A 14,179-nucleotide genomic window follows, 5' to 3' on the forward strand; every position below is an offset into this window, starting at 1 on the left:
CGTCAGGCGAACTCGGCGGCGTGCTCCCGCGCCCACCGGTCGAACGTCAGCCCCGGCCGGCCCAGGACCTCCGCCACGTCCGGCGACACCCACGCGTTGGCGTCCGGTGTCGTGCCCATCTCCAGGAACCACTCCACGACCTGCGGCGGGTACAGGTCCCGCCAGTGCTCCCGCGCCTGCGCCGGGGTCAGCTCCACGAACTCCACCGGCCGCCCCACCGCCTCGCCGATCATCCGCACCGCGTCCCGCCGCAGCACCGGCTCGGGACCGGTCGGCTGGTAGGCGCGGCCCGCGTGCCCGTCCTCCAGCAGCGCCCGCACCACGACACCGGCGATGTCGTCCTCGTGCACCAGGGCGCTCGACCAGTCGCCGAACGGGGCGCGCACCACGCTCTCCGCGCGCACCCCGGGCGCCCATTCCAGGGTGTTCGCCATGAATTCGCCGGGGAACACGTGCGTCCACTCCGCGCCGGACGCCTCGATGGCGCGGTGGAAAACGCGGTGCCACGTCTCCAACGGGTCGTCGTCGGGGCGGGAGGGGTCGTTGTGGCCGAGGTGGGTCAGGCGCTCCACGCCGGCGCGGCGCAGCACGTCCGCGATCGCCGGCCCATCGCCCCCGATCGACACCAGGTGCACGCGCCGCACCCCGCGCAACGCCGGTACCAGCGACGACGGCTCCAGGAACGACCCGCCCACCACCTCCACACCGGCCGGCAGGCGCGCCTGGTCCGGGTACCGCGTCAACGCGCGCACCTCGTGCCCCGCCTCCAGCAGCTGCCGCACCACGGCCCGGCCGACGGTGCCCGTGGCACCGGTCACCAAAATGGGTTCCATGACTCCGAGAAAACCACGCCGGTCAATTTGTTTACCGTAAAACGTGAACACCCTGTTCACGTTTTACGGCGTTTCTCCAGGTCATTTCATCCGTGATTCACGGGGGATCAGCCGGCGGGCTCGCCGAACCAGCGGGACAGGTGCGCGTCCAGGTCGCGCTGGTCGTCGCCGACCCACGCGACGTGACCGTCCGGGCGCAGCAGGACGCACGGGACGTCCAGCGCCGCGGCGGGGTCCGCGAGGTGGTCGACCCGGTCCGCCCAGCCGCCGGCGCCCAGCCGTCCGGTGCGGTCCAGCAGCAGGCCGCGCCCGGTGCGCAGCCGGTCGTAGAGGCGGCCCCGCGTCAGGTCGACGTCCCGCACCCGCCCGCCGAGGCGGTCGTCGCCGAAGTCGTAGTGGACGTCGAGGGCGGTGATCTTCTCGATCAGGCGGCGGTTCACCACGTCGATGTCCATCAACTCCGTCAACAGCCGCCGCACCGCCCGCGCGCCCGGCCCGGACGACAGCAACTCCACCTGGGCACGGGTGTTGTCCAACACCGCCGCCGCCACCGGGTGACGCTCGACGTGGTAGGAGTCCAACACCCCCTCCGACGCCCAGCCCCGAACCCGACCCGCCAGCTTCCACCCCAGGTTGACCGCGTCCTGCACACCCAGGTTCAACCCCTGCCCACCCGTCGGCGGATGCACGTGCGCCGCATCACCCGCCAACAACACCCGCCCCACCCGATACCGCTCCACCAACCGCGTCGCATCACCGAAACGCGACAACCACCGCGGCGAATGCACACCGAAATCCGACCCCGCCACCTCCCGCAACCGCACCCGGAACTCCTCCAGGGTCGGTGGTTCCGCGCGGTCGACGACGCCGGCGGCGGGCACCACGACGCGGTAGGCCCCCGCCCCGAAGGGCCGCAGGCTGAACGTCCCGTCGCCCGCGGCCTCCGCGGCGGCGATCTCCTCGTGCGGCACGCCCACCGCCATCTCGCCCATCAACGTCTGCGCCCGCGTCGGCTCGCCGGGGAACCCGACGCCGAGCAGCTTGCGCACCGTGCTGCGCGCCCCGTCGCAGCCGACCAGGTAACGCGACCGCAGCCGCGCGCCGTCGGCCACTACGACGGTGACGCCCTCGTCGTCCTGCTCGACACCGGCCACCGCACGACCGCGCCGGACGTGCGCGCCCATCGCGACCGCGTGTTCCTCCAGCAGGCGCACGAGGACCGGCTGCGGGATGCCCACCAGGTAGGCGTGCGCGGTGTCCAGGTCCTCGGGCGCGGGTTTGGCGATACCGGCGAAGAACCCGCCGGCCGGACGCCGCCGGCCGTGGTCCAGGACGCGCGTCAACAACCCGCGCATGGCCAGCAGCTCGATGCTGCGGATGTGCAGGCCGACCACGCGGACGAACGACACGGGCTCGGTGTCCCGCTCCAGGACCAGCACCCGCACGTCGTGCAGGCGCAACTCGGCGGCCAGCAGCAGGCCGGTCGGCCCGGCCCCGGCGATGATCACGTCGAACGGGGTGTCGGGTGCCGGCGGCGCGGCGGTGAACTGCGTGGAACCCATCAGTGGTGTTGCCCTTCGGGAGTGCCTCGTGGTCCTGGGCGCTCCCGGGCGACACCTACCTCGGTCGTCCGACCGCGACGGGAACGGAGAGCACCCACGTCGATACTGCGTTCATGGGTCTCACCTCCCCGGGCGATGTCACGGTCGGCGGCACGCTACAAGCCCGCGCACCACCCCGTCCACCGCTTTCCCGCCGGCCGGCCGCCACCTCGATGCCGCACCCGCTTCGGGTGTCCGCTCGACGCCTACTTGAAGAACCTGGTGACCGAGCGCATCCGGTCGAACCGCTTGGCGGCGAGGTCTTCCAGGTCGATCAGGAAGCACCCGTAGTAGTTCTCGCTCCCGGTGGAGAACTGGACGAGCGGCACCCACTCGCGGCTCAACAGGTACTCCTCCACCTCACCGGAGTGGAACCGCTCCGCTCCCGGCAGGGCCGCCCGGGTCTCCGGTCGGTGGGTGAAGCCCGCACCCGCCAGCTCGGCCAGCGGAGAATCCCCTTGGCCGGAGTGCTCGCAATACCCGCCGAGGCTGAGCGTGGAGCACCGCCCCTCCGGCCAGAGTTCGTCGACCACCTCGCACAGCTCGTCGACGTGCTCCAGCTCGTCGAACAACCGCTCCAGCACTTCCGAGTCGTCGAACTCGAACTCGTCGCGCTCCTCGATCCACGGCGGCAGAACCGGCACGACCGACGCCGAAAGCCCGAACCCGTGCGCGACGAACGGGATGTCGTGGTGGAAGAACCCCGCCTCGTCGTGGCCGGGCGGCGCCGTCGCGACCTCCGTCTCCGTGCCCGCCGGGACGTACACGGCTCGCGCGTGCTCCGGCCCGTCCCCGCCGAGCGGAGTCGGCCAGTCCTCCTCGTGGTTCAGGAAGAAGAGCAGCGAGCCGTCCTCGGGCAGGGGCAGCCCCTCGGCCCGCGGCAGGACCGCGCAGTCGACGGAGGCGACGAACGGCAGCGGCCGGCCGCTCGCGCTGCTGGGCCACCGCGCGCCCACCGGTAACCGGGGGAGGCCGCCGCTCTGCCCGACGACCTCCTCACCGGGATCACCGGAGCCCAGCAGGATTTCGAACCTGAGCTGATCGATGAACTTCTCGACCTCGTCGGCGGGGATGCCGCGATCGACCGCCGCGCGGCGGAATCGCTCGTAACCGTCCATAGAGGAATTCTCGCAGACCACTGTGGACGCCACCCGGAGTTCCGCGACCACCCGCCGGCCCGGTGTCCCCCGAACTCGGTTGGCCCTGCTTGTAGAGTCGCTTCAGTGGAGCGCTCCGAGATCTTCGACATTGCCCACCGGCGCCATCCGATCGCGGCGCCGGTGACACCCCGGCGGTTACGCGAACTGGTCGGCTGGCTGCACCCGGGCGACGGCGCCCGCGCCCTCGACCTCGGGTGCGGAGAGGGCGAGTGGCTCCAGGAGCTGCTGCTCGCCCACCCCGGGACCACGGGCGTAGGGGTGGACCACATGCTCCCGGCCTCCGCGGCCAAGCGTGCCGGCGAGCGGGGGCTGGGCGACCGCGTGCGCTGGGTGGAAACGGATGCCGCCACCTGGGCCGACGGGCTCTTCGACGTCGTGCTGTGCATCGGCGCGAGCCACGCCTTCGGCCGGCTGGAGGACATGCTGGCCGCTGTCCGGCGGCACCTGCGCCCCGGCGGCCGAGCGCTGATCGGCGACAGCATCTGGGAGAACCCCCCGTCGGCCTCCGCGCTGGCGGCGCTCGAGGTTCCCGCCGACGCGTATCCCGACCTCGCCGGTTTCGTGCGAGCCATCCGCGAGCACGGGTTCGAGCCGTCGTACGGGCACGTGAGCACGTTGTCCGAGTGGGACGACTACCAGTTCAGTTGGACCGGATCACTCGTCGACTGGGCCGTGCGGGAGGCCCCGACGACCGAGGACCGGGACCAGGCGCTCGCCGTCGCGCGCGAGCACCGCGACGCCTGGCTGAGCGGCTCGCGACGCGAACTCGGGTTCGCCACCCTCGTCGTGCACGACGTCGCCGGCGACTGATCGGCGTCCGCGGGTCGGGCAGGCCCGCACCCGCGGACGGCCGACGGACCCGACGAGGTCGCCGGCCGGGCGCGGACCGCGCCCGTTACCGGTGACGGGCTAAGCGATGCCGTCGAACCACCCGGTGCAGTCCAGGCCCTGCACGCACACCCGCAACGACACCGGCGTGCCCTCGGGGATGTTCAGGTTCTGGTCGGCGCAGAAGATGCCCGGACCGTCGCGGTCGGTCACCTCCAGTTGCGTCGCGCCGTAGTAGCGCAGCTGCGCGGACACCGTCCGGTTGTCGTCGAACCGGTCGCAGACCTCGACCTCCTCGTCCACGACGTCGGGGAAGAAGTGCGCGTTGCCCCGCAGGAACGGGAACGACTCCCGGTCCTGGTACTCCACGGAGATCCACTCGCCCGCGGCGGCGACACCCTGACCCGCCACGAGGAAACCCCCGGCGAGCACGACCGCGGCCACCGCCCCTGCCAGTCGACGAGCACGCACCTGTTCCCCCTCATGCCATGACGCCCGACGTGCCGACACCTGCGACCGTAACGGCCGGGCACCGGCGCGGCGGACCGCTGGACGGGTGACCGCGTCACCGCCGCCTCCTGCCCGCCGGGCGCACCAGGCGCAACACCTCCAGGGCGCGCTCGCCGCGCTCCCGGTCACGCGTCAGGACCGCGGTGACACCGGCCAGCAGGGTCACCACCACCGCCGCACCCCACCGGAGCACGGCCACCAGAACCAGACCGGCGACCGGCACCGCGCCGGCCACCTCGACAGGAACACCCATGAGCGCTGCTTCCTCGCATGGCGGAAGAGAGCGCCTGCTTCCCCGGCACCACCGCGGGACCCGCGCCCCGCGACCGAACTGGTGGAGACAGACGACTGATCGACCACGCCACCATGCCGGCCGGGCCCGTCACCCGGCAACACCCGCCCACAGCGGGCCGCCGAGAAGCGATCCGGGAGCACGTCGTCGATCCGCCGCCTACAGGTGCGGGTCGGTGATCTCACGCAGCCGCGCCAACGCGTCCCGCAACGCCGCCATCCGCCGCTGCCCCAGGTGCGCCGCCCACTCCGCCTCCACCTCGGCGATCACCGCCTCCGCCACCGGCAGCGCCGCCCGGCCCCGCTCGGCGAACCGCACCAGCCGCGCCCGCGCGTCGGTCGGGTCCGGCGTGCGCTCCACGTACCCGGCGCGCTCCAACTGGTCCACCAGGAACCCGGCGGTCTGCCTGGTCACCCGCGCGGCCTCCGCCAGCTCCGCCAGCCGCGAGCCGTCCGGACCGATCCGCTGGAACAACCGCGCCTGGGCCGGCGTCACGTCGTCGAACCCGGCCCGCGCCAGGGCCGCGAACACCCGGTCCTCCAGCTCCCGGTGCGGCAGGTAGAGCAGCAGGCCGATGTTGGGGTCCGCCAACGTCACTCCTCCAGCGGTGGGGCGAAGAGGCTGATCAACGTAGTGGACGCGACCGGACGGCGGTCACGCGCGCATCGGCAAGCCCTATGGCACACCCCCGACCAGCGACGCGCCATCCCCGACAATCGGGAGTGCCCGCGGCCGGCGACCGGCTCTACCGTGACCCATGCCCACACTGCCCGCGCCCACCGGACCGCACCCGGTCGGCGTCACCACCGCCCACTTCGTCGACCACGCGCGCCGCGACCCGTGGGACGGCGCCGCCACCCGCGAACTCGTCGCCACCATCCGCTACCCGGCCGCCGACGTCACCGGCCACCCGGTCGCGCCGCACATGTCCCCGGAAGAGGCCGCCGCGTTCGCCGCCATCGACACCGTCATCGCACACCCGGAACTCCCGTCCACCGGCGTCGACTGGGCCGCCACGCCCACCCACTCCCACCGCGCCGCGCCACCCGCGCCCGGACGTCGACCGCTGCTGGTCTACACACCCGGCGGCGGCGACCCGCGCGCCACCGGCACCGCCCTCACCGAGGAACTCGCCTCGCACGGCGCGATCGTCATCGCCGTCGACCACCCGGGCGAGACCACCGCCGTGGAGTTCCCCGACGGCCGCGTGCGCACCGTCCGGATGACCAACGACCCGCGCGTCGACCCCGCCACCATGCGCGCCCTCTACCGGACCCGCGTCGCCGACCTGCGGTTCCTCCTCGACACCGTGCTCACCGACCTGCCCGGCCACACCCCCGACCCCGACCGCGTCGGCGTGCTCGGCCACTCCGCGGGCGGCGCCACCGCCGCCGAGGTCCTGCACGACGACGACCGCGTCCGCGCCGCCGCGAACCTGGAGGGCTACCTCGACCTCCCCGGCGACGGGTTGTTCGCCGCCGCCCGCGACGGCGTCACCCGCCCGCTGCTGCTGCTCAACACCGACGGCTTCCGCGACGAGCGCCTGGACCGCACGTGGGCCGCGATCGCCCGGCACGGCAACACCGAACGCGTGGAGATCCCCCGCGCCCGGCACTGGGGCCTGACCGATTTCGCCGCCCTCGCCCCGCGCCTGCGCGACCTCGGCCTCATGACCGCCGACGCCTGCGCGGCCCTGGTCGGCGACGGCGACCCGCTGCCCGCGCTGTGCCACCACGTCGTCACGTTCTTCACCCGCCACCTCGGGCTCGGCTAACCCAGGCGGATGTGCCGCACCCCCACCAGCGCCCGCCGCACCCGGCCACGCAGCGGGCCGTCGGTGTCGGGCGTGAGCCGCAACCCGGCCGACGCCGCGATCCGGTCCGCCACCTGCGACACCGTGCGGTCGTCGGTCCACAGGTGCTCGGCGAACTCCGGCCCCGGCAACCGCTCCAGGCACCGGTCCAGCGCCCGCACCGCCCACGTCTCGTGCCGCAGCGGCGCGTCGCGACCCAGCACCAGCCGCGCGGCGCGACCGAAACCCCGTTCCCGCAACCGGCGCAACACCACCTCCCGCGACGCCAGCAACGTGAAGTGCCGCACGTCGTGGCCCCGGTCGCGCAGCCCGTCCAGCACCTCGGCCAGGTAGGCGGGCTCGGTCACCGTCATCGGCGCGATCACCACACCGCGCTGCCCCGACAACGCCAGGTCCAGCACCTCGGACACACCACGCCGCCACGCCGCGAAGTCCTGGAAGTCGCCACGCAGCTCACGCGGCGTCATCCGGTGCAGCCCGAACCCCACCTCCTCCGGGTCGCAGATGCGGCTGCCGGGCAGCCGGCGCGCCAACTCGTGCGCGGTCTGGGTCTTGCCGCCGCCGAACGGTCCGTTGATCCACAGGAGCACGCCTCCTGGTTATCACGTCCGGCGGCGCAGGCGCAGCAGCTTCAACGCCACGTGCAGCTCCAACCGCGTCCGGCCGTCGGACAACGCCCGGCCCGTCGCCGCCTCCACCCGGCCCAGCCGGTAGTAGAGGCTGGTGCGGTGCAGGTGCAGCGCCTGCGCCGTGGCCCGCGCGTCGCACCCCGAGTCCAGGTACGCCTCCACCGTCGCCCGCAGCACGTCCGACAACCCGGCCAGCACGTCGTCCGGCGGCGCGCCCAGCAGCAGCCGGTACGCGCCCAGCTCCGACCACGACACCACGCGCGGCAGCGACGGGTCCAGCCGCGACAGCTCGGCCGCCGCCAACGCCTGCTGGTAGGCGTCGCCCGCCCGGTCCGGCGGGAGCGCGTCGCTGACCCCCACGTGCCCCGGCAGGTCCGGCACCGGCCCGGTGGCGGGCACCGTCCGCACCGCCCTCGGCTCCACCGCGACCACCACCCGCACCGGCGTCCGCTCACCCACCCGCACCCCGGCCGCCAGCGCCGGCAGGTGACCCGCCACCACCGCCGGGTCCACCACGCCGAGCACCCACAGGAAACCGACCAGGACACCGTTGTGCCGCAACGGGAACCCCGTCCGCTCCTGGAACCCGAGCGCCGCGTTCGCGGGCACCCGGACCGGTCCGTCGGCCGTCGCCACGCCGTGCGCGTCCTGCCACGCCGCGACCTCCGCCGGCACCCGCCGCGCCAGGATCGCCCGCACCCGCGCCGCGTCCACGTCGTCGGTCTGGGCGCTGTGCGCCACCACCCGGCCCACCACGTCGTCCACCGAGACACCGCGCCCCAGCGCCCGCGACAGCTCGTCCAGCAGCTCCTGCACCCGGCAACTGTAGGAAACGCCCTACACCGGTAGGAACAACTCGCGACGCCACGCGGACGCGGACCCGTGCCGCGGCGACCTACCGTCCCCGCGTGACCAGCAGCAGGATCGCCCCCTGGGCCCCACCCCACGCGCGGCGGCGCATGGCGGAAGTGGAAGCCGCCGTGTCCGCCGACCTCAGCCCCGCCGGCGTCGCCGCGACCGTCCACGCGGCACAGGCCGCGCACGGCGCGCTGATCGACGACGACGGCATCGTGCTCTACGCGGGCACCAACGTGCTCAGCCCGGCCGCCGCCGCGGCGAACCGGCCCGCGTTGTCCACCCGGCCCAGCATGGGGTGGCCGGGGGACAAGTACCAGGTGGGCCTGGACCACCTGGACACCCTGGAGGTGCTGGCCCCGCTGCTGGTCGCCGACCTGGTGGAGGGCACGCACGCCGAAGTCCGGTTGCAGAGCGCGACCCTGGCGAACCTCGCCGTCTACACGGCCTTCGCCCGGCCCGGCGACACCATCGCCGTGCTGCCCGAAGCCGCCGGCGGCCACGCCAGCCACCACGCGCGGGGCGCGCCCGCGGTCCGCGGCCTGACCGTGGTCGACCTGCCCTACGACCCGCGCCGCCTCGACGTGGACCACGCGCGGCTGCCCGCGTTCCTGCACGCCCACCGGCCGCGGATCGTGGTGATCGGCGCCAGCGTCATGCTGTTCCCGCACGACGTGGCGGCCGTGCGCGCCGCGTGCGACGAGGTCGGCGCGATCCTGCTCTACGACGCCTCGCACGTCGCGGGCCTGGTCGCGGCCAAGGCGTTCCAGCGCCCGCTGCACGAGGGCGCGCACGTGCTGACGTTCTCCACCTACAAGTCGTTCGGCGGCCCACCCGGCGGCTGCGTCGTCACCCGCTCGGCGGACCTCGCCGAACGCGTCTCCACCGTCGCCTACCCCGGGCTGCTCGCCAACTACGACGCCGGCCGCCTGGGCGCGCTGGCCGTCACCGCCGCCGAACTCGCCACGCACGGCCCCGCCTACGCCTCGGCGTGCCTGGCCAACGCCCGTGCGCTGGCGGAAGCGTTGCACGACAACGGTTTCGACGTGGTCCGGCGGGACGCCGAATTCACCCGCTCCCACCACGTGGCGGTCGACGCCCACCACCTCGGCGGCGGGGACCGCGCCGGCCGGCTGCTCGGCGCGGCGGGCGTCTACCTCAGCGGCATCGGCCTGCCGTGGCAGGACGCGGGCGAGGGGATGCGCGGCCTGCGCATCGGCACCCAGGAAATCACCCGCCGCGGTTTCACCCCCGCCGACCAGCCCGCCGTCGCGGCCCTCGTGCGGCGCGCGCTGCTCGACGGCGAAGCCCCCGAGCGGGTCCGCGCGGACGCCGTCGCCCTGCGGCACGCGGTGAACGCGCGCTGACCTCCGTGCCCGCGCCCCAGGCGCACCGACCAGGGAAGACAGACCCGTCCGGGAGGGCCTGCTCGACCGGCTTCCCGTTTTGGACGATCGTCCAGTACGATCGTCCAAAACGTGGAGGTGACGGATGGCCACGGTCCGGGAACGGCTGCTCGCGGCGGCGGCGGAGTTGATCGCCGAACGGGGGTGGGGCGCGGTCAGCACCAGGGTGCTGGCCGAACGCGCGGGTGTCGGCTCGGGCGTGGTGCACTACCACTTCCCCTCCACCCGGGCGGTGCTGGTGGAGGCGTCGGTCGGGGCACTGCGCGGGGCGCTCGACGGGGTGCCCGACCTGCTCGCCGCGGCGGCCGACCCCGAGGCCGCGCTCGACGCGTTGCTGGCGGCCCTGGACGGTGCGGGCGGGCAGGAGCTGTTCACCGAGACGTTCCTCGCCGCCACCCGCGACGACGACCTGCGGCACGCCGTCGCCGCGGTCCTCACCGAGTTCCGGCAGGTCGTCGCCACGTGGCTGGCCGAACGCGGCGTGCCCACCCCGGACGCCACCGCGGCCGTCCTCGCCGCCGCCGTCGACGGCGTGCTCCTGCACCGCGCCCTGGACCCGAGCCTGTCCCGCGCGCTGGTCGTGCCCGTCCTGGGGCGGGTGCTGCGGTGAAGGTCGTCGTCGCGGGCGCGGGCATCGCCGGCCTCACCCTCGCCGGGCGGCTCGCCGCGCTCGGCCACACCACCGTCGTCGTGGAACGCGCCGCCGGGCCGCGCCCCGAGGGCTACATGATCGACTTCTTCGGGCCGGGCTACGACGTCGCCGAGCGGATGGGCCTGCTGCCCCGGTTCCACGAGCTGGGCTACCGGTTCGCCGAGGCCACCTACCACGACGAACGCGGCAGGCGACGCGCCGGACTGGACTTCGCGCGGTTCGCCGCGACCGTCGGCGGCCGGATGACCAGCATCATGCGGCCCGACGTGGAGCACATCCTGCGCACCGCCCTGCCGCCCGCGGTCGACCTGCGCTTCGGCGCCGCCGTCACCGACGTCGACAACCGGGCGGACGGCGTGTCCGTGCGGCTGTCCGACGGCACGGCGCTCGACGCCGACCTGCTGGTCGGGGCCGACGGCATCCACTCCGCGGTGCGCCGCCTGGTGTTCGGCGACGGGTTCGTCCGCCACCTCGGCTTCCACACCGCGGCGTTCGTGTTCGACGCGCCCGACATCCACCGGGTGGTCGCGGGCCGGTTCGTGCTCACCGACACCGTCGGCAGGCAGGTCGGCTGCTACGGCCTGCGTGACGGCCGGGTGGCGGCGTTCACCGTGCACCGCGCGGCCGACCCCGCGCTGCCCGCCGACCCGCGGGCCGCGGTCCGCGCGGCGTACGGGACGCTCGGCTGGATCGTGCCCGCGGTCCTCGACCACTGCCCGCCCGACCCGTACTACGACCAGGTGGCGCAGGTGGTGGTGCCGCGGTGGAGCCGGGGTCGGGTGGTGCTGGTCGGTGACGCGTGCGGCGCGGTGTCGTTGCTCGCCGGGCAGGGCGCGTCCCTCGGCATGGGCGGCGCGTTCGTGCTCGCGGAGCACCTGACCGACCCGGACGCGTACGAACGCCGGTGGCGGCCGGTCGTGGAGGAGAAGCAACGCGTCGCCCGCAACGGCGCGCACTGGTTCCTGCCGTCCACCGCCCTGCGCCTGCACGCCCGCCGGCTGGCCCTGCACCTGACCCGCGTGCCCGGCGTGGACCGCCTCATCGCCGCCGGCGTCGTCGGCAAGCCCACCGCGCTGATCGGCTAGTCGCCGCCCAGCACCCGGTCCAACTGCGCCTCGGCCCGCTCCGCGCGGGCCAACGTCTGGACGCGCGCCTCCTCCAACGCCGCCGCGACCCGCTCGGCCTCCGCCACCCGCACCCGCATCGCCTCCACCTCGGCCTCGGCCCGCTGCCGCGCCCGCTCCGCCTCGGCCACGTCCGCCGCCGTTCGCCGTGCGGCGTCGTCCCGGGCGCGCGTGATCTCCTCGGCAGCGCGGCGTTCCGCCTCCTCGCGTGCCCGCGCGATCTCCTGCTCGGTCCTCCGCTCGGCGTCGTCGCGGATGCGCGTGATCTCCTCGGTCGCCCGGCGGTCGGCGTCGTCCCGCGCGCGGGCCACTTCCTCGGCGGCCCGGCGGTCCGCGTCGGCGCGGGCACGCGTGATCTCCTCGGTGGCTCGGCGGTCGGCTTCCTCGCGTGCCCGTGCGATGTCGGCCGCGGCGCGCTGCTCGGCGTCGGCACGTGCCTGCTCGATCTCCCGCACCGCCTGGCGACGGGCCTGCTCGGTCCGCGCCACCGCGTCCTCCCGAGCCTGCTCGACCTGGGCTTCGGCCTCCCGGCGGATCTCCTCGACGGCGGTCGCGGCCTCGGTGCGGATCGCCGCGATCTCCACCTCGGCCCGCTCCACGGCGGCCGTGGCTTCGGCTCGGGCGGCGTCACGCTGCTCGTACGCGGCGGCGGCGTCCTGCTCGGCCCGTTCGGCGGCCGACACCGCGTCCTCGGTGGTCTCCTCGGCGACCTTCCGGGCGTCCTCGGCCGCCCGCCGCCGACGTTGCGCCTCCGCGACCGCCGCCTCCGCCTCGGCCACCCGCCGAGCGGCGTCCGCCTCGGCGGCCTGCACCCGGCTCTCGGCCACGCTCGGGTCGCCGATGGCGGCCAGCTCGCCGACCGCTCCCTGCAACGTCGTGGACAACTGCTCGGCCAACACCCGGAACCGCTCCAGCAACTCCTCAGCCCTGATCTTGCCCGCGGTAATCCCCGGCGGCCCTTTCGTCACGGTGACGACCTCCGCGCCCCGCTCCTCGGCCGCCGCCAACCGCTGCCGCTCCCGCCACGCACGCCACCGGGTGTGTTCCGGCAGGTCGCAGTATTCAGCCGGCCGCCCAGGCCCGCCGCCCCGGAACACGGGCCGCGTGCAGCCGGGGAAGTTGCAGGTCGATGCGGGCGCGTCGGTCGTCGTCACGGCGATATCGTAGCAGAGTTACGTTGGTTCAAACGTTATTGCCTGCAACGCAACGCTATCAACCCACTTATCCTGGCTTCCGATAAGGTTCACTTATCGGAAGCCAGCTCGGGCGGGGCGAACCCGATACGCCCGCTACCTGCCAAGACGAGGCCGGAAGGCACGCTGGTCCGCGCCCTACCCTGGGCCGTCGACCGGTTCGGTGACCGGCGGGCTCGGCCCGACATCAGAGAAGCCGCGCCGCGGGTCAGGGGCTCTTGGTCGACCGGTCGAGGGTGTCGAGTTGCTGCTGGACGCAGGCGGCCTCGTCGGCGCGGAGTTGGTCCCGGTACAGCCGAAGCGCCTCCCCCCACACCGCGCGGGCCTGCTCGGGTTGACCGAGGGCGGTGTGGAGGTGGCCGAGGTTGTCGAGGGTTTCCGCGACCTGGTAGGCGTGGCCGACGGCGCGGAACAGGGCGAGGGCCTGCCGGTAGTGGTCCAGAGCGGTGTGGTGGTCGCCGGTGCGGTGGGCGATGAACCCCAGGCTGACCAGGGTGTACGCCTTGCCGTCGGTGTCGGAGTGGCACCGGTGCAGGGTCAGGGCGGCGTGGCAGTGCTCGCGGGCGGTGTCGTACTCGCCCAGCCGTGCGGCGAACCAGCCCACCGCGTTGAGCGCGGCGGCCCGCCACACCTCGTGGTCGGGGGCGCGGAAGAGGTCCAGGGCGTGGTGGGCGTGCTCCAGTGCCCGCCGGTCGTCACCCTGCTCGCCCCGGTCGATCGCGAGCGCCAGGTGGGTGTGGCCCTGTTCGGCGGAGTCGCGGTGCCGGCGGGCCAGGGCCAGGGCGCGGTCCAGGTGCTCGGCGGCCTCCCGGTGCAGAGCGAGCCTGGTGCAGACCTGGCCGAGGCGGCGGTGGGTGCGGCTGCGGGTGGCGGGGTCGGGCAGGTGCTCGGCCGACTCCAGCGCCGCCCGCCACACGGCCAGCGCGTCACGCCGGTGCCCCCGCCGCAGGTGGAACGCGTCCAGCGCCCAGGCCAGGTGCCAGACGGCGTGGTGGCGACCCAGCGCCGCCGCGGTGCGTTGGGTGGCCAGCAGGGTCGCGTGCTCGGCCTCCAGCCACGCCGTCGCCTCCGCCGTGTCGGCCAGTGGCTGCGGGTGGACGCCGGGTGCGAGTGGGCCGGGGTCCAGGAGTGGGCTGTGGGAGTACAGGAGGCGGTCGGCGGTGTGGGCGGTGTGGAGGTGGAAGTCCGTCACCCGCACCAGGGCCGTCTCCCGCTTCGGTACGGGCAGGGTTTCGGCGGTGCGCGTGGCGTAGGCGCGGACCAGGTCGTGCATGGCGTACCGA

At 74.4% G+C, this 14,179-nt stretch carries 15 protein-coding genes; 5 read left to right on the forward strand and 10 right to left on the reverse strand.

The genetic code is table 11. The annotated features are described in order from the left end of the window. Positions 1-2: 2 nt before the first annotated feature. The 3 genes from KZQ38_RS33555 to KZQ38_RS33565 all read right to left on the reverse strand — a co-directional run bounded on the left by KZQ38_RS33555 (position 3) and on the right by KZQ38_RS33565 (position 3,552). Positions 3-833: an NmrA family NAD(P)-binding protein gene (locus tag KZQ38_RS33555; protein ID WP_219448033.1), complete on the reverse strand. Its 831-nt coding sequence runs from the start codon at positions 831-833 to the stop codon at positions 3-5. Positions 834-940: 107 nt separating this feature from the next. Then, positions 941-2,395 (reverse strand): FAD-dependent monooxygenase, encoded by a 1,455-nt coding sequence (locus tag KZQ38_RS33560; RefSeq protein ID WP_219448034.1) that lies wholly within the window; start codon positions 2,393-2,395, stop codon positions 941-943. A 245-nt stretch (positions 2,396-2,640) separates the two neighbouring features. Further along, positions 2,641-3,552: a DUF1963 domain-containing protein gene (locus KZQ38_RS33565; RefSeq protein ID WP_219448035.1), complete on the reverse strand. Its 912-nt coding sequence runs from the start codon at positions 3,550-3,552 to the stop codon at positions 2,641-2,643. A gap of 105 nt (positions 3,553-3,657) precedes the next feature. Between KZQ38_RS33565 and KZQ38_RS33570 the strand changes: the two genes are divergently transcribed. After that, positions 3,658-4,404: an SAM-dependent methyltransferase gene (locus KZQ38_RS33570; protein ID WP_219448036.1), complete on the forward strand. Its 747-nt coding sequence runs from the start codon at positions 3,658-3,660 to the stop codon at positions 4,402-4,404. A gap of 99 nt (positions 4,405-4,503) precedes the next feature. Here KZQ38_RS33570 and KZQ38_RS33575 read toward each other — a convergent pair whose 3' ends face one another. From KZQ38_RS33575 to KZQ38_RS33585, 3 genes are all read right to left on the reverse strand, one after another. Next, complete coding sequence (locus KZQ38_RS33575) at positions 4,504-4,893, reverse strand: hypothetical protein (protein WP_219448037.1); 390 nt, start codon at positions 4,891-4,893, stop codon at positions 4,504-4,506. 94 nt (positions 4,894-4,987) lie between these two features. Further along, entirely contained in the window at positions 4,988-5,185 is a 198-nt protein-coding gene (locus tag KZQ38_RS37375) for a hypothetical protein (RefSeq protein ID WP_219448038.1), read from the reverse strand. A 198-nt stretch (positions 5,186-5,383) separates the two neighbouring features. Next, the gene (locus KZQ38_RS33585; RefSeq protein WP_219448039.1) at positions 5,384-5,815 is read right to left on the reverse strand and encodes a MarR family winged helix-turn-helix transcriptional regulator; all 432 of its coding nucleotides are present in this window, start codon (positions 5,813-5,815) and stop codon (positions 5,384-5,386) included. Positions 5,816-5,981: 166 nt separating this feature from the next. Here KZQ38_RS33585 and KZQ38_RS33590 point away from each other — a divergent pair, with 166 nt between their 5' ends. Next, positions 5,982-6,998, forward strand: a complete 1,017-nt coding sequence (locus KZQ38_RS33590; RefSeq protein ID WP_219448040.1) for an alpha/beta hydrolase — start codon at positions 5,982-5,984, stop codon at positions 6,996-6,998. Here the strand turns inward: KZQ38_RS33590 and KZQ38_RS33595 are convergent. Both KZQ38_RS33595 and KZQ38_RS33600 read right to left on the reverse strand, forming a co-directional pair. Continuing rightward, positions 6,995-7,627: an AAA family ATPase gene (locus tag KZQ38_RS33595; protein WP_219448041.1), complete on the reverse strand. Its 633-nt coding sequence runs from the start codon at positions 7,625-7,627 to the stop codon at positions 6,995-6,997. The genes KZQ38_RS33590 and KZQ38_RS33595 overlap by 4 nt on opposite strands. A gap of 12 nt (positions 7,628-7,639) precedes the next feature. Further along, a complete protein-coding gene (locus KZQ38_RS33600) occupies positions 7,640-8,482 on the reverse strand; it encodes a helix-turn-helix domain-containing protein (RefSeq protein ID WP_219448042.1) in 843 nt (280 codons plus the stop codon). 92 nt (positions 8,483-8,574) lie between these two features. Here KZQ38_RS33600 and glyA point away from each other — a divergent pair, with 92 nt between their 5' ends. The 3 genes from glyA to KZQ38_RS33615 all read left to right on the forward strand — a co-directional run bounded on the left by glyA (position 8,575) and on the right by KZQ38_RS33615 (position 11,664). Next, on the forward strand, positions 8,575-9,888 hold the full coding sequence (gene glyA, locus KZQ38_RS33605; protein WP_219448043.1) for a serine hydroxymethyltransferase: 1,314 nt from the start codon (positions 8,575-8,577) through the stop codon (positions 9,886-9,888). A gap of 124 nt (positions 9,889-10,012) precedes the next feature. Then, on the forward strand, positions 10,013-10,537 hold the full coding sequence (locus KZQ38_RS33610) for a TetR family transcriptional regulator (RefSeq protein ID WP_219448044.1): 525 nt from the start codon (positions 10,013-10,015) through the stop codon (positions 10,535-10,537). Then, positions 10,534-11,664, forward strand: a complete 1,131-nt coding sequence (locus KZQ38_RS33615) for an FAD-dependent monooxygenase (RefSeq protein WP_219448045.1) — start codon at positions 10,534-10,536, stop codon at positions 11,662-11,664. The genes KZQ38_RS33610 and KZQ38_RS33615 overlap by 4 nt, the downstream gene beginning before the upstream one ends. On the opposite strand, the gene KZQ38_RS33620 is transcribed toward KZQ38_RS33615, so the two are convergent. After that, positions 11,661-12,857 (reverse strand): coiled-coil domain-containing protein, encoded by a 1,197-nt coding sequence (locus KZQ38_RS33620; protein ID WP_219448046.1) that lies wholly within the window; start codon positions 12,855-12,857, stop codon positions 11,661-11,663. The two genes, KZQ38_RS33615 and KZQ38_RS33620, sit on opposite strands and share 4 nt — an antisense overlap. A gap of 247 nt (positions 12,858-13,104) precedes the next feature. Next, on the reverse strand, positions 13,105-14,179 hold a 1,075-nt coding region (locus tag KZQ38_RS33625), incomplete at its 5' end, for a tetratricopeptide repeat protein (protein WP_219448047.1).

This window comes from Saccharothrix obliqua (assembly GCF_019375475.1).
In the GTDB taxonomy this organism is placed as follows: domain Bacteria; phylum Actinomycetota; class Actinomycetes; order Mycobacteriales; family Pseudonocardiaceae; genus Actinosynnema; species Actinosynnema obliqua.